A 19,996-nucleotide genomic window follows, 5' to 3' on the forward strand; every position below is an offset into this window, starting at 1 on the left:
TGCGCAAACGCATAAAGCGACTGATGAGTTCAAAGATCGTCCAGATTTTGCTGGGACGCTGTGCGGGAACGTATCTGTTGTTCGTTGGCTGGACAAACCGCATCAGGTCCAAACCTGAAAATATCTATGCCCTGATTGATCATGATATGCCGGTTATTGTGACCATGTGGCACGGTGAACATTTCATGCTGCCATTTGCCCGGCGCAAGGATCACCGGGTTCAGGTTCTGATCTCCAATGCCCGCGATGGAGAAATTAATTCCATTGCCGCAAAAATGCTCGGAATGGAGGTTATCCGCGGCTCAGGTGGGAGACAACGGGACCGCAGAACCGGCGGCAAAGGTGGCGCAAAAGGGCTCCTTGCAATGGTTCGGTCCCTAAGCGAAGGCATCAGCGTCAGCATGACGGCGGATATTCCAAGGGGAACATCACGAGAGGCAAGCCCAGGTATCATCACGCTTGCGCGTCTGTCTGGGCGACCCATTCTGCCTGTGGCATTTGCATCGACACGCTTCAAGCGGCTGGATACCTGGGACAAATCCGTCATTACACTTCCGTTCGGTCGTGGCATGTTTGTCGCTGGAGATCTGGTGCGGGTTGCAGCAGATGCGGATGAGGAAAGGCAGGAAACAGCGAGATTGGAATTGGAAACCTCGCTCAATCAGGCCTATGCTGAGGCGTACCAGATTGTAGGAAGAAATCCTTGATGCGAATGCTTGGTGACCTGGCGCTTCAGACCTATTGGCTTGCAACTCAGGCTGCGCGGCCATTTCTGCCGTTTTTCATAGCCAGGCGCAAGCGCGCGGGCAAAGAAGAAGGCCAACGGCATCAGGAACGGCTCGCACACATAGATTGTCCAAGGCCTGACGGCCCGCTTGCCTGGGTCCATGCGGCCAGTGTTGGCGAGACGAATGCGGTTTTGCCACTTTGTGTCGCACTTACCGAACGTGGATTTACGGTGCTCCTCACGACGGTGACAACGACAGCCGCGCAAACACTGGCCGAAAGAGCATCAGAAAATCCACGCATTCTACATCAATATGCACCGTTTGATGTGCCCTCAATCATTCAAAAATTTCTGGATCACTGGCAACCCAGCATGGCCATATTTGCCGAATCTGAAATCTGGCCGATGACCATCAAAGCTCTTTCAGTTCGTGAAATTCCGTCGGCCATCGTTAACGGGCGCATGTCAGACAGGTCCTTTCGGCGCTGGCGAAAGTTCAAATCCGCCACACCGTCCCTATTTGGGAAAATTGATCAGGTTCTGGTGCGTGGCGAGGAAGACATGCTGCGGTTCCAGGAACTGGGCTCTGAAAGGGTCACCATCACGGGTAATCTGAAATATGATTCACCGGTGCCCAACATTGATCCTGCTGAGCGCGCAAGATTGCAGCACGACATCGCAGGACGTCCGGTCTTTCTGGCGACCAGCACCCACAATGGCGAAGATGAGATTGTTCTCAAGGCGCATCAAATTCTAAGGCAATCTTTCCCTGAATTGCTGACCTGTATAGTCCCGCGCCATCCAAGGCGTGGCAAAACGATTGTCGAGCTTGCGGGCACATTGGGCATCAAGGCTGAATTGCGGACGGCATCCGGGAATCCCTCTGCAGCCTGTGAAGCCTATGTGGCAGATACAATGGGCGAGCTTGCTCTGTTCTATTCAGCTGCGCCCGCAGCTTTGGTTGGTGGATCGCTGGAGCCGATTGGCGGTCACAATCCCATCGAGGCAGTCCAACAGGGTTGCGCTGTTCTCAGCGGGCCGCATGTATCCAACTTTCGCGAAGTGTTTGGCGTGCTGGAAGGCGCAGAGGCCTGTCTTACGGTGCGCAATCCTGAAGAGATTGCCACCGCTGTGGCGCGTTGCCTGTCTGATCCGCTTTACACCAAGGCGCTTGCAGCCAATGCCACCCAGTCGCTTGAAAATGTCGGAGGTGCCGTCGCACGCAGTCTGACCGCGTTGGAGCCAACGCTCTTGCGAGCGGTCAGGCAAAGTGCTGACCTGATCAAACATCCCCGCAATACGGCTGCATGATGTTCGGTGTGGACCTGACGGCACCAGAGTTCTGGTGGCAGAGAACACCGACACGATCGGCCAGAGTGTTATCTCCCGCTGGAGCAATTTACGGCTGGCTGACAGCGCGCCGCATGTCTCGGGCGCCAAGGGGAAAAGCCGATATCCCGGTTTTGTGTGTTGGCAATCTTGTCGTGGGTGGGGCCGGTAAAACACCCACCACCCTTTCGTTGGTGAGCGACCTTATAAAGCTGGGGCATAAGCCCGGAATCCTGCTTCGCGGATATGGCGGAACGGAAAAGGGGCCGCTTTTGGTCAAAAGCGCTCACAATGCGGGACAGGTTGGCGACGAAGCATTGCTCTACGCCAATGTGGTTCCCACAGTCGTTTGTGCAGACAGAGTTGCCGGGGCAAGGCTGCTGGGCAAGACCGATGTCGACGTCATTTTGATGGATGACGGGTTTCAGAACCCGTCGCTGCACAAAGATGTATCACTCATTGTGGTGGATACACAGACGGCCTGGGGCAATGGGTTATCTTGCCCCGCAGGACCGTTACGCGCGCCCGTAAACAGCCAGTTGAAAACAGCCTCCGCGATCATTGCCCTTGGGGATGGCGCGCGAAGGGGAGAAATTGAGGACGCCGCAAATCGTCACGACCTGCCGATTTATCGTGGTGAGATTGTTCCTGTCCATATTTCAGAAGATATGGTCGGCCGACGGTTCATCGCTTACTCCGGTATTGGCCGACCGGACAAATTCTTTGAGTCTCTGACAAACGCCAATCTGGAAGCGGTGGAGCGTTTTTCCTTTCCTGATCACCATGCGTTTACGGAACAGGATGCAGAAAAAATTCTGTCCAGATGTCGCTCTCTGGATGCCATGCCGATCACAACCGAGAAGGATTTCGTCAGGTTGTTGTCAGCGCCGGAGCACACATTTGCTGCTGAATTACGTCAGGTGACAAAGGTTCTGAAAATTCAAATCGAATGGCAGAACCCGGACAGCATTGTTGAGATGCTCGGTGGTCTGATGGCCGGTTCAAATGGGATGGGCTCGTAATTCAAGCCTGCGTCTATCTCTGCCGGTGGTGCCGACTGGCAAGCTCAGCTTTAAGTGATGCTTCAATTGTTGCATAGGCCTCCTGCCGAGCCACGCTCCAGTATTTCAGCTCTTCAAGCTCTATCAGCGCGGCAGTTATGGCGCATTTTACGTGGCTACCCGGGCGGACGACCTGAAAATCATTGTCCAGATAACGCAGCTCCGCGAGTGAGCCACCCATAGGGGTCAACTGATCAAGCATACAAAAAACTCCTTAAATCCCATTCCTAAATAGTACCTCACGGCTCAATTGTGAAGAGTAGCGCTCTTGGCGCTGGAGAAGGCGGAGGCACCGCTGCGCCACAAGGGTGGCTTGCGCTCGTCCGGGTCCCGTGTATCCAGTGTCCGCAACACCCGGAAACAGACAATTATCGATGCAAGGCCAAACAATAGCGCGCCCACAGCCTGACCCAAAAGCACGCCTGTTGCCCCCATCCATGCAGATCCTGCCCAAACAAACGGAATGGTACCGATGGTTGCCTTGCCCCAATTGAACAGGGTCGACAGCGTTGGAAATCCAAGATTATTGAAAGCCGCATTAGCCACAAACAAGCCGCCATTGAACAGAAAGCCGAAAGCGGCCACAGTGCAGAAAAAGCTGATCAATTCTGCTGCATGTTCAGTTGCATCGAATATGGAGATCACAAATCCTTGCAGCAGGAACAGGATGGCCCAGACGACAAGGCAGTAGCCGATCATCAAAATCAGCGCGTCGCGCATGGCTTGGCGGACGCGGTCAAATTTCCGGGCTCCGAAATTCTGACCAAGGATTGGGCCAATAGCGCCTGACAGGGCAAATATGGCCCCGAACGCGACGGGAATAATGCGGCCAATCACTGCCCAGCCGGCAACAGCATCATCGCCATAGGGCGCGATTGCGCCTGTGATGTAGGCATTGCCAACAGGGGTTGCGATATTGGTCAACACGGCGGGCAGGGCGATGCCTGCCAGTGCGCTGGCGTCTGCCGTCATGCCACTGAGAGAGGGCATCCCGACCAGATCATGTATTTTCACGGCGCCATAAAGGCCAATCATGACCATCACGACCCGAGAGCAAACCGTCGCAATGGCAGCACCGGTAACGCCCAGATCAAACCCGAAAATAAACAACGGGTCGAGCAAAGCTGCGGCAAAGCCTGCACCCAGTGTCACATACATCGCGCGTTTTGCGTCGCCCTGAGCACGCAGCAGGCCACTCAGGCACATGCCAAAACCCATAATCGGCATGGACGGCAGGACAATCATCAAAAAGCCCTTCGCAATCGCTTTGGTTTCGCCGGTAGCCCCCAGCAGAGACAGCGACGAATCGGCAAATGCAATCATCAGCGCGGCCACGACAATGGTCACCAGCACGATAAAGGCGAGTGCTGAGCCTGCCATGTGGCGGGCGCGGTCACGCTCTCCCTGCCCGATATAGCGTGAGACCAAGGCGGTCGCAGCAATGGTGATGCCGATACAAATGGACACATTAAAAAACAGAATGGTTCCGGCATAGCCAATGGCCGCAGCCAGATTTTGTTGGCCCAGTTGCGCGATGTAAAACAGATTTGCGAAATCAACGAGAAACACCGCCATCAGCCCAACAGATCCGGTCGAGGTCATCACGAACACATGGCGCATGGTCGAGCCTTCGACAAAGCGCGCCTTGGGAGGCATGTTTACAGTCGCTTCCGCAATGGTCCCGGTTCCAGGCCCTGCTGATTCAGGCACTTCTGATTCAGGCTTGTCTTTGGCAGTCATTCACAATCCAGTCTTCGGGGTATTCGCACAACTAAACATGAGGCTTTGTATCCGAAAGCTCGTCGGATTGAGCGCCTTCCTTCTCGTCCACCAGTTCCCCGGTTTCCTTGGTAAGAGGTGTTGCCGAACGGACGGGTGCCAGAAGGGGTTCCGGTTTGACCGTATTGATATGCAAGGTATGCCGTGCAGCATCCGGGTCGCCATCGGCCTGCATCTGAAGGCGCAACTCATCGCGTTTTCTAACATCATCAGTAATTTCTTCAATGCGCTCCGGTGGCACACCCAGGCCTTTCAGGGCTTCGTTTCCCATGCGCATGGCCGATTCAACGGATTCTCGAATTTCGTAATCCACATCCGCCTGCCGCAGAGCAATGGAATGCGACCGGTCATTGCTGCGTGCATAGACCTTTGCCTGCGGTGCATTTTTTTGCACCATGCGAACGACCTGCGATGTCTGGGCTGCACCATCGGTACAAACAATCACCATTCTGGCGCGTTCCAGCCCGGCGGCGCGCAACACATCCAGTCGTCGTCCGTCACCATAATATATCTTGAAGCCGAATTTGGCGGCGCTGCGGATACGTTCCGCATTGTTGTCGATAATGGTCACATCAATACGCTCCGCCAGCAGAAGCTGGGATACCACCTGTCCAAACCGCCCGAAACTGATAAGGATTACATTGCCGGTAACCTCGGAAAAATCCTCTTCAATTTCTTCGCCTGGAACTGCTGGAATGAGCTTCGGTGCAAGGCTCATGGCCAGCGGCGACAGGGCCATTGTGATGGTCGCAACGGCAGTTAGTATGGAGGCATTCGTTGTGTTCATCAGGCCGGCTGCGACCGCTGCCGTGAACAGCACAAAGGCAAATTCACCATGTTGCGGCAGCAGCAGGGCTGTGCGAACCGCAACCGCATGCCCCAATCGAAACAGCCGTCCCAGACCATATAGAATGGCGGCTTTCAGGCTAATGAACAACAGGGCCGTAATGGCGATTAATGCCCAGTTCTCGGAGATGATGGCAAGATCAAGCGTCATGCCCACCGCCATGAAGAACAGGCCCATCAACAACCCTCTGAAGGGTTCGATATTGGCTTCCAACTCATGTCTGAATGACGAATCCGCCAGCATGACACCTGCCAGAAAGGCCCCCATGGCGCTGGACATGCCGGCAAATTCAAGCAGGGCAGCGGCCCCGAACACCACCAAAAGTGCTGCGACTGTCATGATTTCATGGGCTTTGGAATTCGCCAGAATGCGGAACATGGGGTTCAGCAGATAGCGGCCAATCACCACCAGCAACACAACACTGCCTGCAATCAGGCCGAGTTCCAGAAAGGCGGTTGATAAGCCGACGGGTTCACTGTCACCTCCCGTGCGCGGAGCAAGCGCTGCCACCATTGCCAGCAGCGGCACGATGGCCAGATCCTGAAGCAACAGGATTGAAAAACTCTTTTGTCCATAGGGCGTTGATAACTCGCCGCGTTCATTGAGGGTCTGTATGCCGATGGCGGTGGAAGACAGGGCCATCCCCATTCCCACAACCACCGAGACCTGCCAGCTGAGGCCAAACAGATAGACAATGGCGGTAAGCGCCGCGCCTGTCACAAGAAGCTGCGCGCTGCCCAGCCCGAAAATGTCTCGCCGCATGCTCCAAAGTCTGGATGGCTTCAATTCAAGCCCAATGACAAACAGCAGCAGAACCACGCCCAGCTCTGCCACTTTCAGAATGGATTCGCTTTCCGTGATCAGTCGTAGAAGCGGACCAATCACCACCCCGGCGGCCAGATAGCCCAGAATTGAACCAAATCCCAACCGCTTGCATATGGGCACTGCCAGCGCAGCTGCGCCCAACAGGATCAGCGGTTCGGTAAAAAGGGATTCGCTTCCCGGAAGTGAAGCCATCAGCATTCTCCAGATCAGCGCCCAAACCGGTGCAATTTAGACGAATCGGCATGTTCAGTCTTATGTTAAAACAGTTCCGGGCGCACCACTTCTACATCCGACAGGGTGACAATACCAATCTGCCTTGAGACGATCGCATAGGCTGCGCTCAGCACTTCATCTACGCGGCTTTCATCCAGAATGCACACCAGTACGACCATATGACCTGCCCGTGATAACGCATTCTCGCGATGCCATTGCCCGTCGGACCCGTAGCCGCCAAGGGCGGGCAGAATAGTGTAGCCGGTTACTTTTTCTTTGATCAACGCATCGGTAAGCCGGCTCAAAATGGGTTCTTCAACGATGATTTCCAGCCGTTTTTTGCGAAATGTCTGTGTCATGTTGTCATCCCGCAATCCATGTGCCGATAAGATTATAGACCGGTATACCAATTACCAGATTAAATGGAAATGTAACGCCCAGCGACAGGGTCAGGTAAATGCTCGGCCGCGCTTCCGGCAAGGCAACGCGCATGGCTGCGGGCACCGCAATGTAAGACGCAGATGCAGCCAGTGTGCACAACAGTGCCACACCACCTGCAGACAGGCCAATCAACCAGCCGAAAGGCGCAGCTATCAAAGCGCCGATCAGCGGCATGGTCATGGCAAAAAACACCACCGGCAAGGTCAGGACCTTGCGGCTTTGACGCAGCCCGCGCCCGGCAATGATCCCCATATCCAGCAAAAACAGACACAGCACACCCTGAAACGGGCTGACGATAAAACTTTCAATCTTGCTGAGGCCGTCTTCGCCGGTAATCCAGCCAATCACAAAAGCCCCGATCAGCATCACAATGGAGCCGTTCAGTAGAATTTCCCGGAACGGCACTGCTTGAGCCGGGCCGCTGTTTTTATCGGTGCTATCAATGGTCTTCTTGGCCAGAAACAGGCCCACCAGAATGGCCGGTGCTTCCATGGCTGCAGCAACCGCAACCATATAGCCTTCCGAACTCATCTGCAGTGTTTTCAGTGCTTCGGTTGCAGCCACGAATGTGACAATGGAAATGGAGCCGTAATGCGCCGCAACCGCCGCTGCATCCACACGCGGCAGGCGGCTGATGGCTGACAGATACACAAAGGCCACAACAGGAATGAGTGCGGACAGCACAATGCCTGAAATCAGCGCCCCGACCAGCCGCGCATCCATACCGTGCGCTGCCATGCCCGCGCCGCCTTTGAAGCCGATGGCGAACATCAGATAAAGCGCAATGGTCTTGGCGACTTGCTCCGGAATGGCCAGATCAGATTTCGCCAGAGCCGCAGCAAGGCCCAGCACAAAAAACAGCACAACTGGAGACAGCAGGTTCTGCCCTGCCAGTGCAAACATATCGGCCATGTGGAGTAACACCAGAGATTTGGGAGTGGTGTCTTTCTATAGCAGTTTTTGCGCGATACCAAAGCGATATGCGGCTGCGGCGGCGCAGGTTTTCGGCGTGGCTCCTCTATCCACACGACATGCTGACAACATGCTGTCAGCATGGGTGACAAAGTTGCGCCAAAAGTAATCTGAGACCTTCACATCAGACCGCAGGCGCGCCATATTCCGAACATGACCAATGACTCCAAAAAGACCAGCGGATTTGAAGAGGCTCCCCAGAAGGAACTGACCGGCGCACCTTTGTCCGGTTCTGTATCGGACTGGGCTGATGAGATCAGCCGCGAAGCGGATACGCCATCCAAAACGGTGCCGGCCAAACCGGCTCCAGCTAAAACCAAACCGCCTAAAACCGCATCTGCCAAACCGGCACCGGCAAAAGCCAAAAAGAAGCCTGCCAAAAAAGCCGGTCTTAAAACAGCGCGTGGCACGTCTATGGGCGGCCCTGCCTCGGCGAAGGATCGCGCCGCAGGTGGCCTCAATCCGGTTGCCGGGTTGGATATCTCGCTGGAAGATGCAGACAAGGTCGACAATTCCGGCGTCACCGCCACCGTCGCTGCGCTCTCTCGTCTCATTGAGACGGGCCGCAAGGAAATGGATGATGTCTGGGTGCCCCACCGCCCGGAACGTCCTTCCAAATCCGAGGGCGGTATTTCCTTTGATCTTGAGTCGGAATTTGAGCCGAAGGGCGATCAGCCCACAGCCATTACCGAACTGGTATCTGGCCTGGTCGATGGAGAGCGTGATCAGGTGCTGCTGGGTGTCACCGGCTCCGGAAAAACCTATACCGTTGCCAACATCATTGCCGAAACCAACCGGCCTGCATTGATCCTGGCGCCGAATAAAACACTCGCCGCCCAGCTTTATGGAGAGTTCAAAAGCTTCTTTCCGAACAATTCGGTCGAGTATTTCGTTTCCTATTACGATTACTATCAGCCGGAAGCCTATGTGCCGCGCTCCGACACCTATATCGAGAAAGAATCGTCGGTTAACGAGCAGATCGACCGCATGCGCCACTCCGCCACCCGCGCCTTGCTGGAGCGGGATGATGTGATCATCGTCGCCTCCGTATCCTGTATTTATGGTATCGGATCCGTGGAAACCTATACGGCCATGACTTTTGAAATGAAGGTCGGTCAGAACATCGATCAGCGCCAGATCATGGCTGATCTCGTGGCCCTGCAATACAAGCGCAACGATCAGGCCTTTCAGCGCGGCACATTCCGTGTGCGCGGTGACACGCTGGAAATCTTCCCGGCCCACTATGAAGACCGCGCCTGGCGTCTGTCCATGTTTGGCGATGAGATTGAATCCATTACCGAATTTGATCCACTGACTGGCCAGAAAAGCCAGGATCTGAACTCGATCAAAGTCTACGCCAACTCGCATTACGTAACGCCCAAACCAACCCTGCAGCAGGCCGTCAAAAGCATTCGCGCAGAGCTGGTCCTGCGGCTGGCAGAGCTGAACCAGGCCGGGCGTCTTCTGGAAGCGCAGCGCCTGGAGCAGCGCACAAATTTCGACATTGAAATGATTGAGGCGACTGGTGCATGCGCCGGTATTGAAAACTATTCGCGCTATCTGACAGGCCGTGCACCCGGCGAACCGCCGCCCACATTGTTTGAATATTTGCCCGACAATGCACTGGTTTTCGTCGATGAAAGCCACGTTACCGTGCCTCAAATCGGGGCCATGTATCGCGGCGATTTCCGCCGCAAGGCAACGCTGGCCGAATATGGCTTCCGCTTGCCATCCTGCATGGACAACCGTCCGCTGCGCTTTGAGGAATGGGACGCCATGCGCCCGCCTTCCGTCTATGTCTCGGCCACACCCGGCGGCTGGGAGCTGGAGCAGACCGGCGGTGTCTTCTCAGAGCAGGTCATCCGGCCTACGGGCCTGATTGATCCACCTGTTGAAATCCGCCCGGCCACCTCACAGGTCGATGATTTGCTGGGTGCCATCCGTGAAACCACAGCGCAGGGTTACCGCACGCTGGTGACGACACTCACAAAACGCATGTCGGAAGATCTGACCGAATATCTCCACGAAAACGGTGTCAGAGTGCGCTACATGCACTCCGATATTGAAACGCTGGAACGCATCGAAATCCTGCGCGATTTGCGTTTGGGAGCCTTTGACGTGCTGGTCGGCATCAATTTGCTGCGCGAGGGACTGGACATTCCCGAATGCGCCCTGGTGGCCATTCTGGATGCGGACAAGGAAGGTTTTTTGCGCTCCGAAACCAGCCTGGTGCAGACCATTGGCCGCGCGGCGCGAAATGTCGATGGCAAGGTCATCCTCTATGCCGACCGCATTACCGGCTCCATGGAACGCGCCATGGCCGAAACAGAACGCCGCCGCGAAAAACAGACGGCCTATAATGTCGAAAACAACATCACTCCTGCATCAATCAAGAAGAACATCGGAGACATTCTCTCCAGCGTCTATGAGGGTGATCACGTCACCGTCGATGCCGGCATGGCCGAAACACCACTGGTGGGGCACAACCTCAAAGCCCACATTCAGGATATGGAAAAACGCATGCGCGATGCCGCAGCCGACCTCGACTTTGAGGAAGCGGCGCGTCTGCGCGATGAAATCAAACGTCTTCAGGAAACCGAACTTGCCATCGGCGACGACCCGCTCGCCCGCCAGCAAGCCATCGATGATCGCACTGGCGGCTACAAGGGACCGCGCGGAGCCACGGCGGACATTACCCCAAGAGGGCGCGGCGCTGGCGGACGATCATCCGGCGGCAGACCTGGGCAACGCGGCGGGGTCCGGGCGAACAAAGGAAAGCGCTGAGAGGTCGCTTCTTTATGTTGAGTGATGAACGTCAGGGACGTTCGTTCCAAACGAATTTGTCACATCGGAATTCTTCAAACCAGACATCTAGGCTCTTGATGAGCCCAAAGTCCCTCGAAGTCGCTAATGCGGACGAAACCGTCAATTATGATCAGTCCCGAAATCGGCATCACACTGAACCCTTACATCCTCCAACCACGATTTCCGGATTTCAGATGAACTTCCTGCCACGGGTCTAAAAATCAGTCGTTTGTAATCTTCGACACCGCAGTAAGGCAGAACGCATCGCCCCCAAATCAACTCAAGCGATCACCAAGGTCTTTCGCCTCACGTTCGGCATCTGTGTCCGAAGTGTTTATTATCAAAGCCGTTTTCATCGACAACAGGCCTTCAGGTAGACCATCGGAGGTCGCGAGACGATAAGCAACGCCAGGAACTAAAATACGGTCCATCCACCCTGCTAGGATAGCTGGCGGCTTTCCCCACCAGTTGGGATGCACTACGAGAAGTCCTTGAGCATTTCCAACATCTTCACGATGTTGTTGCAACACAGGATCGACGGCACGAGCTAATGTTCCCTCAAAAGTGTCGCCGACCGTGTAAGCCTCATCAGCAGTGAGGAGTGGATCGAAATTTTCTTCATATAGGTCATGATGTTCGATTGTATGGCCCACCGCTGCCAATGAAGATCGGGCGGTTTCTGAGATTGCATGACAAAAGCTGTTTGGCCGTGGATGTGCAACAATGGAAAAAATGTGCATAGAGGCCTCTTTAGTAGCACGGTTAGGCCGCGAACAAGTGAAAAGCACTTTCGGTTGCACGTTGAAACTATTGTGTTTCGAGCCCAGCAACGACCGCTTGGATTGGCAATTCGCATCAGGTTGGACACCCTCACTTTTAAAAATTGCCTTGCGTTGACTGTATGCCAGTATTAACGATAATACGCAGAAGTCAGGATGAGACTAAGAGACGAGGGGCAACGCAACATGCGGCCAAATAATTTTCGCAGGCTCAATGAACGCCAGGTGAGTGAACTCGTGGTCGCCAGTCGTGACGGCTCGGACATCTCAGCGGTTTTTCAAACCGGCGAGCTGATTGAAGCACCCAATTGGACGCCTGATGGAAAATGGCTGATCTACAATGCAGACGGTCGTCTGTTTCGAATTTCGCCCGATGGCTCAGACGGCCCCCACCGCATCAACACAGCGCCGGTTGAAAATCTGAACAATGATCACGTCATCGCCCCCGATGGCAAAAGCATTTACGTCTCTTCAAACGACAGTCATCTGTATCGATGCCCTATTGAAGGCGGAGTGCCGGTCAAAGTCTCCAACGACCAGGACCCCGCGCGCCTCTTTACTTATTATCTGCACGGCATCTCGCCCGATGGCGAAACGCTGGCCTATGTGGGTTACGAACGCGGTGGTGGCAAAACGGTCACCCGTATTTGCACAATCCCCTCATCAGGTGGCGCAGACATTGAGCTGTCGGATGGAAGCTGTGCAGTAGACGGTCCTGAATATTCCGCTGACGGAAAATGGATCTATTTCAACTCCGAAGCTGCAGCGACCGAGCCAGGCCATGCGCAGATTTTTCGGATGCTGAATGATGGTTCCGGCGTCGAGCAATTGACCCATGACGAACGCGTTAACTGGTTTCCCCATGCGGCACCAGATGGCACAATTTTTGTCTATATCTCTTTCCCAGCCGGGACACTGGGTCACCCGGCTGACAAGGAAGTCATCATCCGGACCATGAATCCTGATGGGTCGAACAAGCGCGATATTGACAGTTTCAATGGAGGGCAGGGCACCATCAACGTGACATCCTGGTCACCCGATAGCAGACGTTTTGCCTATGTTCGCTACCCCATGCTGGACTTAGGCTCAGGACTCATTGATTAATCCAGAAGAAGACGATTACAGCGATTGCGATGGCTGACATGAAGGCGTGGGCGCAACGGTCGTATCGCGTGTGGATGCGTTGCCAGTCTTTGATTTTCCCAAACATGTTCTCGATCTTGTGCCGGTTTTTATAGAGCGTCTTGTCGAACGGTTTTCGGTTTTTCGATTAGATTTCGGCGGAATGCAGGGCTCTATTCCGCGTGCCTTAAGCGCATGGCGAAACCAATCTGCATCGTAGCCCTTGTCTCCGAGCAGTGCTTTTGCGCCCGAAATGGCGTCAAACATCAGCGCCGCGCCCTTGAAATCCATCATTTGTCCCTCCGAGAGCAATAGAACTAGCGGACGTCCCACACCATCGCAAACCGCATGCAGCTTGGAATTCAAGCCGCCTTTGGTGCATCCGATAGGTCGGGGAACAGGCCCTTTTCTAAAAGGCTCGCAGCAGTGCGATGGGCTTTGAGATGGGTTGCGTCAATCATCACCTGATCGGACGTCCCCGCCATGCCGACAAGCTCGGCGAGTATCCTGTTGAACACGCCAAGTCGGCTCCAGCGGATGAACCGGTTGTAGATCGTCTTATGAGGGCCGTAGTCCGATGGCGCATCGCGCCAGCGCAATCCGTTACGGATCACAAAGATGATGCCACTGAGAACCCGCCGGTCATCAACCCGCGGAATCCCATGAGAAAGCGGGAAATACGGTTCAATCCGCTTCATCTGCCTGTCAGTAAGCCAAATTAAATCACTCATGCCAGTATCCTCCTGGCGCCAGTGAATCAGTCCGCAATCCGTCCCGCAAGCAATTTAACGGGTCCTGAGCCTAAGCAAGCATCCAACACATCGAGCGTCGCCTAAGGGCGACTCTCTTAGTTTGGGATGGCAGTCTACCTTTTGCTGCTAACCTAAGGGGTCATCAATTTGATCGTCGATAGACATTGTCACTTGATCGGCTACGCCTTTGACGGTCTGGTGATCGCCATTTGTGAATACAATCCTTGTCGCATCATCCGGGTGTTCAGGACAGCGCAGAATCATTCTCACGTTGTCGGGATTGACGAAGATGTATTCTTCGGTTTTCCAATCGAGGACTCCGCAAAATTTGGTCACTTGCACTCCATTCTTAAATTTAAGGAACTCAGATGTCAGGTGTTGATTCAATTGACGTTGATCTTATTCAGATATCCAAACAAATGAGGCAATGTAACGATTATCCTGACTACAGTTCTTTTGTCGTCTGCAAGGGCGCACTATTAGAACCCCTCAAAGACGAGATAGCCGGTGACACTGTTGGCTGTGTGATCGCTTCTTTGGCGAAGTTACAATATCGGAGCCAGGGAGAACCTCTTACAAACCTCCCTGTTGAACAGAATTTCAATTAAGTACACTAGGACCATTTCGGCTTGAGCGCCCACGCCGTCTGCCTCTGCTTTGGCCGCCGCCACTCTGTAGAACGGAATGGCCGCTTTGGGAGCTTTGGGTTGATTTAACATAACGCAGAAAAAAGCATGGTCAGTGCCCTTTTCAAACGCTTCAATTCTCGGGTTGGATGAAGCCAGTCTTAGATACTCTTGGCTCACTCCCGAAAGTGAGTGAGAAAGCGTATTTAACGCGGCGTCAAGGACGTAACCTTTATCGGATCGGGATAGTTTAATGCCAGCGGTTTCAGTCGTATGAAAGCTGATTAAAAACCCGATAAAACCAAGTACGTAGGGATCATGCCAGAAGCCCGGTGGAGTCCCGTAATAATTCTGAAATTGCGCAACGATGGGTTGCGAGGTTTTGATTGCGAATTCTGTTGCCTTACGTCGCTTGATCCCAAACATTTTGCACTCCCATAGACTGAATAACAAAGGTAGTGAAACTATCGGTCAGCGCAAGAGGGTTGAGGTGCCAGTTGCAGTACAGCGGACAGGAAAGCAAAAGACCGCCTAGGCCACCGGCTCATTAAATCTCAACCAAATACGAATTGAAGCGAGTTTGACGCCAGCAAGGTAGTTTTCGGGATCTTTGTCGTATCGGGTTGCGACGGCGCGGAAGTGTTTGAGTTTGTTGAAGAAACGCTCGCCAAGATTACGCTTCTTATAGAGTTTCTTTGAAAAGACTGGTTAGAAGCGCCGCTGAAGCATGGGTGGAATGTTGGCCCAAGCATTTTGTTCGGCGATGAGCTTTCGGATCGCGTCAGCATCATATGCTCGGTCAGCCAACACCATGGCCTTGGGTGGCAGGTCATTCAAAAGCGATTTCGCGTAATGACCATCATATGCCTGCCCTTCGCTCAGGGCCAGTTTAATGGGTAATCCACACGCATCGACAACGGCATGGATCTTGGTTGTCAGGCCGCCCCGCGAGCGACCCAGGTCTTACCCGGCAAGCGATTGCTGGCAATCGCTGAGAGGGCAACCGGATCGCCCCCTTTTTTACCGTTCGCACCATGCTGGTGAACGCGAATGGATGAGGAGTCGATCATTTGGATGCCGCCATCATAAGCCTCTGAAACAGCTTGTAGTATCCTGTCCCAAACACCTTTCTTGCGCCATCGTACAAAGCGGTTATAGCAGGTCATGTGCGACCCATAGCGTGCGGGAATATCGGCCCAAGGCGCTCCGGTCCGCAAACGCCAAAGGATGCCATTGATGACACGACGGTCGTCAACACGGGCAACACCGCGAACCTTGGTGGGCAAGAGCGGCTCGATAACCGCCCATTCAAAATCGGAAAGATCAAAACGTGCCATCGCAAACTCCTTTTGGAGTTTGAATCACAATTTAAATTCAAAAGGAATCCCGTTTATGAGAACGTGACCTAGAGTAATTTGCAGGTTTGCGTATTGGTGCCAATCATAGCGTGCTTTCACGGATCATCAGGTCTGGCTCGACTTGCGTGATCTGGGGCGGGGGCAAGAGGCCTTTCGCGTTAATCAGGCTGATGACCCGCTCGATGGCCATTTTGGAAATCGATTCGATATCGTAATCCACAGAGGAGAGTGAGATGACCGCGTGTTCGGCAAACTCGATGTTGTCGAATCCAAAAATCGCCATGTCATCAGGCACTTTGATTCCACTCTTGATACAATAGCGCAGCGCTCCAAGCGCCAGGGAATCCGTCGCTGCAAGCAGGGCGGTCGCGCCAGTGTTGTTTTGTACAAGGGTTTCCATCGCGAGATAGCCGCCGGCGACATCGCTGCCTTCCGGGGTGATAATCAGGGTCGGATCAACGCTCAGCCCGACAGCCGCCATGGCCGAGGTGTAGCCTTCGCTTTTTTCGTAGTTGCCCTTGTCAGACGCGCTGTCCAGGAAAGCGATCCGTCGGTGACCATTGTCGAGCAAATGTGCAACAGCCTTATGCGCGCCGGCACGCTCGTCCATGCACACTGCATCAACGCCTGCGTCCGCGTCTCCAACCAGCAAAACAACGGGAAAATTACGCGCGCGCAGATCGCGAATATGTTCCAGTTCCCCGTGTTGGCACGGGAAGATCAGCATCCCGTCCACGCGCCTGGCCCAAAACGTTTCGATCAAACTGCGCTCCAGATCAAGCTTGTTGTTTGATGTTGCAAACAGGGTCGTATAACCCCGGTTGGTCAGTTCAAGTTCAACCGCCTGTGCCATCGCAGTCAGCACCGGGTTCGTCAAATCCGTAAGGATCAACCCTATGGACCGGGTCTCCCTCATAACAAGCGATTTAGCGACCTGGTTGGGCAGATAATTGAGCTTGGCTGCTGCCTCGGCAATCTGGCGGCGGGTCTCGTCAGGGATGCGGGGACTGTTGCGCAAAGCCAGTGAAACGGTGTTCACCGAGAAGCCGGTCTGTTTAGCAATATCCTTTAGGCGCGACGCCGACCCTGCCATTTTATGTGCCTTTAGTTCCCGACTTTGAGGGCCCTGATCGCCTTATATTGCAGGCAGTCGGGATTCATTTCCATGAGTTCTATCCGATTTCCATCAGGATCTTCAATCCAGGCGCCGCGATTGCCGTCTTCTCCCAGTTTAATCTGCGAGGTCAGCTTGATCCCGTTTGTGGTAAGGCGGGCCGCTTCCACATCCAGATCATCGATTGCAAAGCAAAAATGTGTGGTGCCGGTGGCTCCATCGGCGGGCGCGGGATCGGGGCTGTCGCTGATCATCAATTCAAGAAACTGAGTGTCGGTGATGCGCAGGTAGATCAACCAGGTGTTGCCATTGTCGTGCTTGAGGCGGTCCATCTCGGCAAACCCCACCTGATCGCGATAGAATTTGGCAGAGGCCTCCAGATCGCGGACCTTGAGAGCAAGGTGCCCCAATGCATTGATTCCATTCATGTCGAATCTCCTATGAGAATTAGTCGGAAAATTGATGTGATTAGTCGTCCCAGGCGGGGCCCCAGTCTGGATCGATTGAGCGAGGGGCTTGTTGGATGGCGCCAATGGTTTCCATCTCAGCGTCGGTGAGTTGGAGCGTCAACGCGTCAAAATTTGAGCGAGTTCTTGCTTCCTTTGATGACGTTGGAATCGCCGAATAACCCTTTGCCAACTCCCAGGCGAGTGCGACTTGTGAGGGTGTCGCATCATGATGTGTGGCGATTGCCTGCATGTCGGGGTTCGACCCTAAACGCCCTTGAGCTATCGGCTGATAGCAGGTGACGAGAATTCCCGACGCCTGGCAGAAATCCGCAAGGGTCTTATTCTGAAAGCCCGGATTAAGTTCAAACTGGTTTGTCAGGATTTCTCCTTTCCCCAGAATATTTTCTGCCTGTTTCAGCATTGCAATCGGAAAATTGGAAACGCCAATGTTGCGGGTCAGCCCCTGGGATTTCGCGTCGTGTATCTGTTCAAGATAGACTTCCAGCGCGATTTCATTGTTGGGTGACGGCCAGTGAATCAGGGCAAGGTCAACGGGTCCACCGAGCTTTTCAAGGCTGATTTCAAGTGATGGGATCAGCCTGCCGATTCCAAAGTTCGCCATATCGACCTTGGTCGTGACCCAAATATCCTCACGGTCAATCGTGCTTTGAGCGAGCGCCGCACCAACCTCTTTTTCATTGTTGTAGGACTGTGCGGTGTCAAGATGCCGATAACCGGTTTCGAGCGCAAAACCAATGGCTTCCACGCCATTTTGGTTGGTGCGTCCGTAAGTGCCAAACCCCAGTCGTGGTATGTGATCCATTTTAAAAACCGTCCCTGATTGTGCACCGCAGAACAAAACACGACACCGAAAATTTCTTGACAGCCTGTTTGTTCGTCGTAGTATTAACGATAATACAGATCGACGAAAAAGTGCAATAGCTGTTGCGAAAAGGGCAAGCCCTGCTCTGACAAAGAGGGGCGTCCTGTTACCAAAAAAGGGAAGAACATGAGACTGAGATGGAGCCGACTATCGCCCCAGCTTGCCATGCTTCCGGCAGTCAGCATTACGCTGATCGCATTCCTGGGATCGATTGGCTGGACCATCCTGATGTCCTTCACGCGGTCCCGCCGCCTTCCAGAATATGCGGTTGATTGGGACCGGCCATTTCGCCAATATAATCGCCTGTTTGCTGATGCAGGTTGGCAAATTTCGCTGACGAACCTGATTGTGCTGGCCCTTGGCAGCGCTATGGCAATCGTCTTTGGGTTCATCCTCGCGGCGTTGATCGAACGAGAGCGCCGCGGCGAAGATTTCTTTCGCACCGTGTTCCTTTACCCGCTTGCGGTCTCGCTGATCGTGACCGGCGTCGCGTGGCGATGGATTTTCAACCCGCAATACGGCATCCAGCATGTCCTGCAATCAATGGGTTGGGAAACTGCGGCTTTCAACTGGCTCAATGATCCGACCACAGCGATGTATGCCATCATCATAGCCTCGGTCTGGCAAAGTTCGGGCTTTTACATGGCACTGATGCTTGCAGGTCTTAAGGGCATCAACACTGAAATCTGGAGTGCGGCGCGCCTTGATGGTGTTGGCCTGTTTCGCGTCTACTTCGAGATCATCATTCCAATGATGAAATTCACGTTTTTAACCTGCGCCATCCTGTTGTCATTGGGCGTGATCAAGGCCTTTGACATCATCCTTGCCATGACAAATGGCGGGCCCGGTCAATCAACCTGGGTGCCTGCTTATTTCACCATCAACGCGATGGCGAACAAAGGCAATTTGGGCTACGCGTCCGCCGCTGCGACCATGATGCTGGCGATCACGCTTGTGATCTTCCTGCCCCTTGTCTTGCTAACGGTCTGGCAGCAGCGCGCCGCGAAAAAAGGGGCGAATTGATGAGTGATGCAGGTGTCATGTTCCCGCGCAAACCCCGTCGTATCAGGGGGCGGTCCATTGCAGTCATCGTTTTCCTTGCCATGGCCGCGATGTTCTTTTGTGTCCCTCTCTATGTATTGATTGTGACGTCTTTCAAAGACATGGACCAGATCCGCGAAGGCGCCATTTTCTCGCTGCCGATCCGGTGGACGTGGGAAGCGTGGCGGTTTGCATGGTTCGACGCCTGCTCGGGTCTGTCCTGTGAGGGATTGCAGCAGGGTTTCTGGAATTCAGTTGTCATACTGGTGCCATCACTCATTGCGTCCATCGCCGTCTCGATGATTACGGGTTATGCGCTTGCAATATGGGACATCAAGTGGGCCGGACCGTTCCTTTTTCTTCTGTTTCTCACCGCTTTCGTGCCGTTCCAAATCATCATGTATCCGCTGATCCGGCTAACGGTCATGATGGGGATTTACGGTTCAACCACGGCGATTGCATTTGTGCATACGGTTCTGGCAATGCCTGTGCTGACGTTGATATTCCGGAATTTTTACAAAGATATTCCCTCCGATATCATAAAAGCGGCCATCATGGACTCAGGTTCATTTTGGCGGATATTTGTCGAAATCATCCTGCCGCTTTCCGGCAACATCCTCATCGTTGTGTTGATCCTGCAGATCACATCGATCTGGAATGACTATCTGGTTGGCGTCACATTTGGCGGGTTGGGCACCAAGCCGATGACCGTGCACCTTGCCAATATGGTCACCGTTTCAACCGGAACCGTTTCCTACAATGTCAACATGGCCGCGGCCTTGCTGACCGCAATTCCCCCACTGGTGATCTACTTCGTTCTGGGCAAGTTTTTTGTCCAGGGCATCGCCGCTGGCGCAATCAAAGGGTAAGTTC

General features: G+C 54.0%; 19 protein-coding genes and 2 pseudogenes. 7 read left to right on the forward strand and 14 right to left on the reverse strand.

Annotated features, from left to right (window positions below; genetic code table 11):
• Positions 1-23: 23 nt before the first annotated feature.
• Genes RAL91_RS09270 through lpxK form a run of 3 tightly spaced genes read left to right on the forward strand, consistent with a single transcriptional unit; the run spans position 24 to position 3,078 of the window.
• Positions 24-707, forward strand: a complete 684-nt coding sequence (locus RAL91_RS09270) for a lysophospholipid acyltransferase family protein (RefSeq protein ID WP_306261647.1) — start codon at positions 24-26, stop codon at positions 705-707.
• A complete protein-coding gene (locus RAL91_RS09275; RefSeq protein WP_306261649.1) occupies positions 707-2,038 on the forward strand; it encodes a 3-deoxy-D-manno-octulosonic acid transferase in 1,332 nt (443 codons plus the stop codon). The genes RAL91_RS09270 and RAL91_RS09275 overlap by 1 nt, the downstream gene beginning before the upstream one ends.
• 8 nt (positions 2,039-2,046) lie before the next feature.
• Entirely contained in the window at positions 2,047-3,078 is a 1,032-nt protein-coding gene (gene lpxK / locus RAL91_RS09280; RefSeq protein ID WP_306261651.1) for a tetraacyldisaccharide 4'-kinase, read from the forward strand.
• A 13-nt stretch (positions 3,079-3,091) separates the two neighbouring features.
• Here lpxK and RAL91_RS09285 read toward each other — a convergent pair whose 3' ends face one another.
• The 5 genes from RAL91_RS09285 to RAL91_RS09305 all read right to left on the reverse strand — a co-directional run bounded on the left by RAL91_RS09285 (position 3,092) and on the right by RAL91_RS09305 (position 8,134).
• A complete protein-coding gene (locus tag RAL91_RS09285) occupies positions 3,092-3,319 on the reverse strand; it encodes a DUF2093 domain-containing protein (RefSeq protein ID WP_306261653.1) in 228 nt (75 codons plus the stop codon).
• Positions 3,320-3,363: 44 nt separating this feature from the next.
• Entirely contained in the window at positions 3,364-4,857 is a 1,494-nt protein-coding gene (locus tag RAL91_RS09290) for an MATE family efflux transporter (protein ID WP_306261655.1), read from the reverse strand.
• 31 nt (positions 4,858-4,888) lie between these two features.
• Entirely contained in the window at positions 4,889-6,760 is a 1,872-nt protein-coding gene (locus RAL91_RS09295) for a monovalent cation:proton antiporter-2 (CPA2) family protein (protein WP_306261657.1), read from the reverse strand.
• Positions 6,761-6,825: 65 nt separating this feature from the next.
• Positions 6,826-7,140, reverse strand: coding sequence for a DUF190 domain-containing protein (locus tag RAL91_RS09300; protein ID WP_306261659.1), 315 nt, complete (start codon positions 7,138-7,140; stop codon positions 6,826-6,828).
• Positions 7,141-7,144: 4 nt separating this feature from the next.
• Positions 7,145-8,134, reverse strand: a complete 990-nt coding sequence (locus tag RAL91_RS09305; RefSeq protein ID WP_306261661.1) for a sodium-dependent bicarbonate transport family permease — start codon at positions 8,132-8,134, stop codon at positions 7,145-7,147.
• 213 nt (positions 8,135-8,347) lie between these two features.
• Here RAL91_RS09305 and uvrB point away from each other — a divergent pair, with 213 nt between their 5' ends.
• Positions 8,348-10,978 (forward strand): excinuclease ABC subunit UvrB, encoded by a 2,631-nt coding sequence (gene uvrB, locus RAL91_RS09310; RefSeq protein WP_306261663.1) that lies wholly within the window; start codon positions 8,348-8,350, stop codon positions 10,976-10,978.
• Positions 10,979-11,274: 296 nt separating this feature from the next.
• Here uvrB and RAL91_RS09315 read toward each other — a convergent pair whose 3' ends face one another.
• Positions 11,275-11,739 (reverse strand): NAD(P)H-dependent oxidoreductase, encoded by a 465-nt coding sequence (locus RAL91_RS09315; protein ID WP_306261665.1) that lies wholly within the window; start codon positions 11,737-11,739, stop codon positions 11,275-11,277.
• Positions 11,740-11,934: 195 nt separating this feature from the next.
• Here RAL91_RS09315 and RAL91_RS09320 point away from each other — a divergent pair, with 195 nt between their 5' ends.
• The gene (locus RAL91_RS09320) at positions 11,935-12,882 is read left to right on the forward strand and encodes a biopolymer transporter Tol (protein ID WP_306261667.1); all 948 of its coding nucleotides are present in this window, start codon (positions 11,935-11,937) and stop codon (positions 12,880-12,882) included.
• On the opposite strand, the pseudogene RAL91_RS25070 reads toward RAL91_RS09320, so the two are convergent.
• The 8 genes and pseudogenes from RAL91_RS25070 to RAL91_RS09355 form a co-directional block, all read right to left on the reverse strand.
• A pseudogene (locus RAL91_RS25070) lies at positions 12,872-13,233 on the reverse strand (transposase). The gene RAL91_RS09320 and the pseudogene RAL91_RS25070 overlap by 11 nt on opposite strands.
• 29 nt (positions 13,234-13,262) lie before the next feature.
• Positions 13,263-13,631, reverse strand: coding sequence for a transposase (locus RAL91_RS25075; RefSeq protein ID WP_371932499.1), 369 nt, complete (start codon positions 13,629-13,631; stop codon positions 13,263-13,265).
• Positions 13,632-13,778: 147 nt separating this feature from the next.
• A complete protein-coding gene (locus RAL91_RS09330; RefSeq protein ID WP_306261669.1) occupies positions 13,779-13,988 on the reverse strand; it encodes a hypothetical protein in 210 nt (69 codons plus the stop codon).
• A 209-nt stretch (positions 13,989-14,197) separates the two neighbouring features.
• Positions 14,198-14,704, reverse strand: coding sequence for a hypothetical protein (locus RAL91_RS09335; protein ID WP_306261670.1), 507 nt, complete (start codon positions 14,702-14,704; stop codon positions 14,198-14,200).
• Between the two features lie 105 nt (positions 14,705-14,809).
• Positions 14,810-15,615: pseudogene (locus tag RAL91_RS09340) on the reverse strand (IS5 family transposase).
• Positions 15,616-15,718: 103 nt separating this feature from the next.
• The gene (locus tag RAL91_RS09345) at positions 15,719-16,729 is read right to left on the reverse strand and encodes a LacI family DNA-binding transcriptional regulator (RefSeq protein ID WP_306261671.1); all 1,011 of its coding nucleotides are present in this window, start codon (positions 16,727-16,729) and stop codon (positions 15,719-15,721) included.
• Positions 16,730-16,740: 11 nt separating this feature from the next.
• Positions 16,741-17,178, reverse strand: coding sequence for a VOC family protein (locus tag RAL91_RS09350; protein ID WP_306261672.1), 438 nt, complete (start codon positions 17,176-17,178; stop codon positions 16,741-16,743).
• Positions 17,179-17,218: 40 nt separating this feature from the next.
• Positions 17,219-18,022, reverse strand: coding sequence for an aldo/keto reductase (locus RAL91_RS09355; RefSeq protein ID WP_306261673.1), 804 nt, complete (start codon positions 18,020-18,022; stop codon positions 17,219-17,221).
• Positions 18,023-18,208: 186 nt separating this feature from the next.
• On the opposite strand from RAL91_RS09355, the gene RAL91_RS09360 reads away from it, so the two are divergent.
• Together RAL91_RS09360 and RAL91_RS09365 are read left to right on the forward strand one after the other, a co-directional pair.
• Complete coding sequence (locus tag RAL91_RS09360; RefSeq protein WP_306261674.1) at positions 18,209-19,105, forward strand: carbohydrate ABC transporter permease; 897 nt, start codon at positions 18,209-18,211, stop codon at positions 19,103-19,105.
• Positions 19,105-19,992: a carbohydrate ABC transporter permease gene (locus RAL91_RS09365; RefSeq protein ID WP_306261675.1), complete on the forward strand. Its 888-nt coding sequence runs from the start codon at positions 19,105-19,107 to the stop codon at positions 19,990-19,992. Before RAL91_RS09360 ends, RAL91_RS09365 begins: the two co-directional genes overlap by 1 nt.
• Positions 19,993-19,996 lie beyond the last annotated feature (4 nt).

Source organism: Pararhizobium sp. IMCC21322, from assembly GCF_030758295.1.
Lineage (GTDB): Bacteria > Pseudomonadota > Alphaproteobacteria > Rhizobiales.

Bases quoted from the DNA above. Each gene is read 5' to 3' on its own strand.
- RAL91_RS09300 (WP_306261659.1), bottom strand. From the start codon at position 7,140: ATGACACAGACATTTCGCAAAAAACGGCTGGAAATCATCGTTGAAGAA.
- RAL91_RS09295 (WP_306261657.1), bottom strand. From the start codon at position 6,760: ATGGCTTCACTTCCGGGAAGCGAATCCCTTTTTACCGAACCGCTGATC.
- RAL91_RS09350 (WP_306261672.1), bottom strand. From the start codon at position 17,178: ATGAATGGAATCAATGCATTGGGGCACCTTGCTCTCAAGGTCCGCGAT.
- RAL91_RS09320 (WP_306261667.1), top strand. From the start codon at position 11,935: ATGAGACTAAGAGACGAGGGGCAACGCAACATGCGGCCAAATAATTTT.
- RAL91_RS09335 (WP_306261670.1), bottom strand. From the start codon at position 14,704: ATGTTTGGGATCAAGCGACGTAAGGCAACAGAATTCGCAATCAAAACC.
- RAL91_RS09365 (WP_306261675.1), top strand. From the start codon at position 19,105: ATGAGTGATGCAGGTGTCATGTTCCCGCGCAAACCCCGTCGTATCAGG.
- RAL91_RS09285 (WP_306261653.1), bottom strand. From the start codon at position 3,319: ATGCTTGATCAGTTGACCCCTATGGGTGGCTCACTCGCGGAGCTGCGT.
- RAL91_RS09345 (WP_306261671.1), bottom strand. From the start codon at position 16,729: ATGGCAGGGTCGGCGTCGCGCCTAAAGGATATTGCTAAACAGACCGGC.
- RAL91_RS09305 (WP_306261661.1), bottom strand. From the start codon at position 8,134: ATGGCCGATATGTTTGCACTGGCAGGGCAGAACCTGCTGTCTCCAGTT.
- RAL91_RS09355 (WP_306261673.1), bottom strand. From the start codon at position 18,022: ATGGATCACATACCACGACTGGGGTTTGGCACTTACGGACGCACCAAC.
- RAL91_RS09270 (WP_306261647.1), top strand. From the start codon at position 24: ATGAGTTCAAAGATCGTCCAGATTTTGCTGGGACGCTGTGCGGGAACG.
- RAL91_RS09315 (WP_306261665.1), bottom strand. From the start codon at position 11,739: ATGCACATTTTTTCCATTGTTGCACATCCACGGCCAAACAGCTTTTGT.
- RAL91_RS09275 (WP_306261649.1), top strand. From the start codon at position 707: ATGCGAATGCTTGGTGACCTGGCGCTTCAGACCTATTGGCTTGCAACT.
- uvrB (WP_306261663.1), top strand. From the start codon at position 8,348: ATGACCAATGACTCCAAAAAGACCAGCGGATTTGAAGAGGCTCCCCAG.
- RAL91_RS09360 (WP_306261674.1), top strand. From the start codon at position 18,209: ATGAGACTGAGATGGAGCCGACTATCGCCCCAGCTTGCCATGCTTCCG.
- RAL91_RS09290 (WP_306261655.1), bottom strand. From the start codon at position 4,857: ATGACTGCCAAAGACAAGCCTGAATCAGAAGTGCCTGAATCAGCAGGG.
- RAL91_RS25075 (WP_371932499.1), bottom strand. From the start codon at position 13,631: ATGAGTGATTTAATTTGGCTTACTGACAGGCAGATGAAGCGGATTGAA.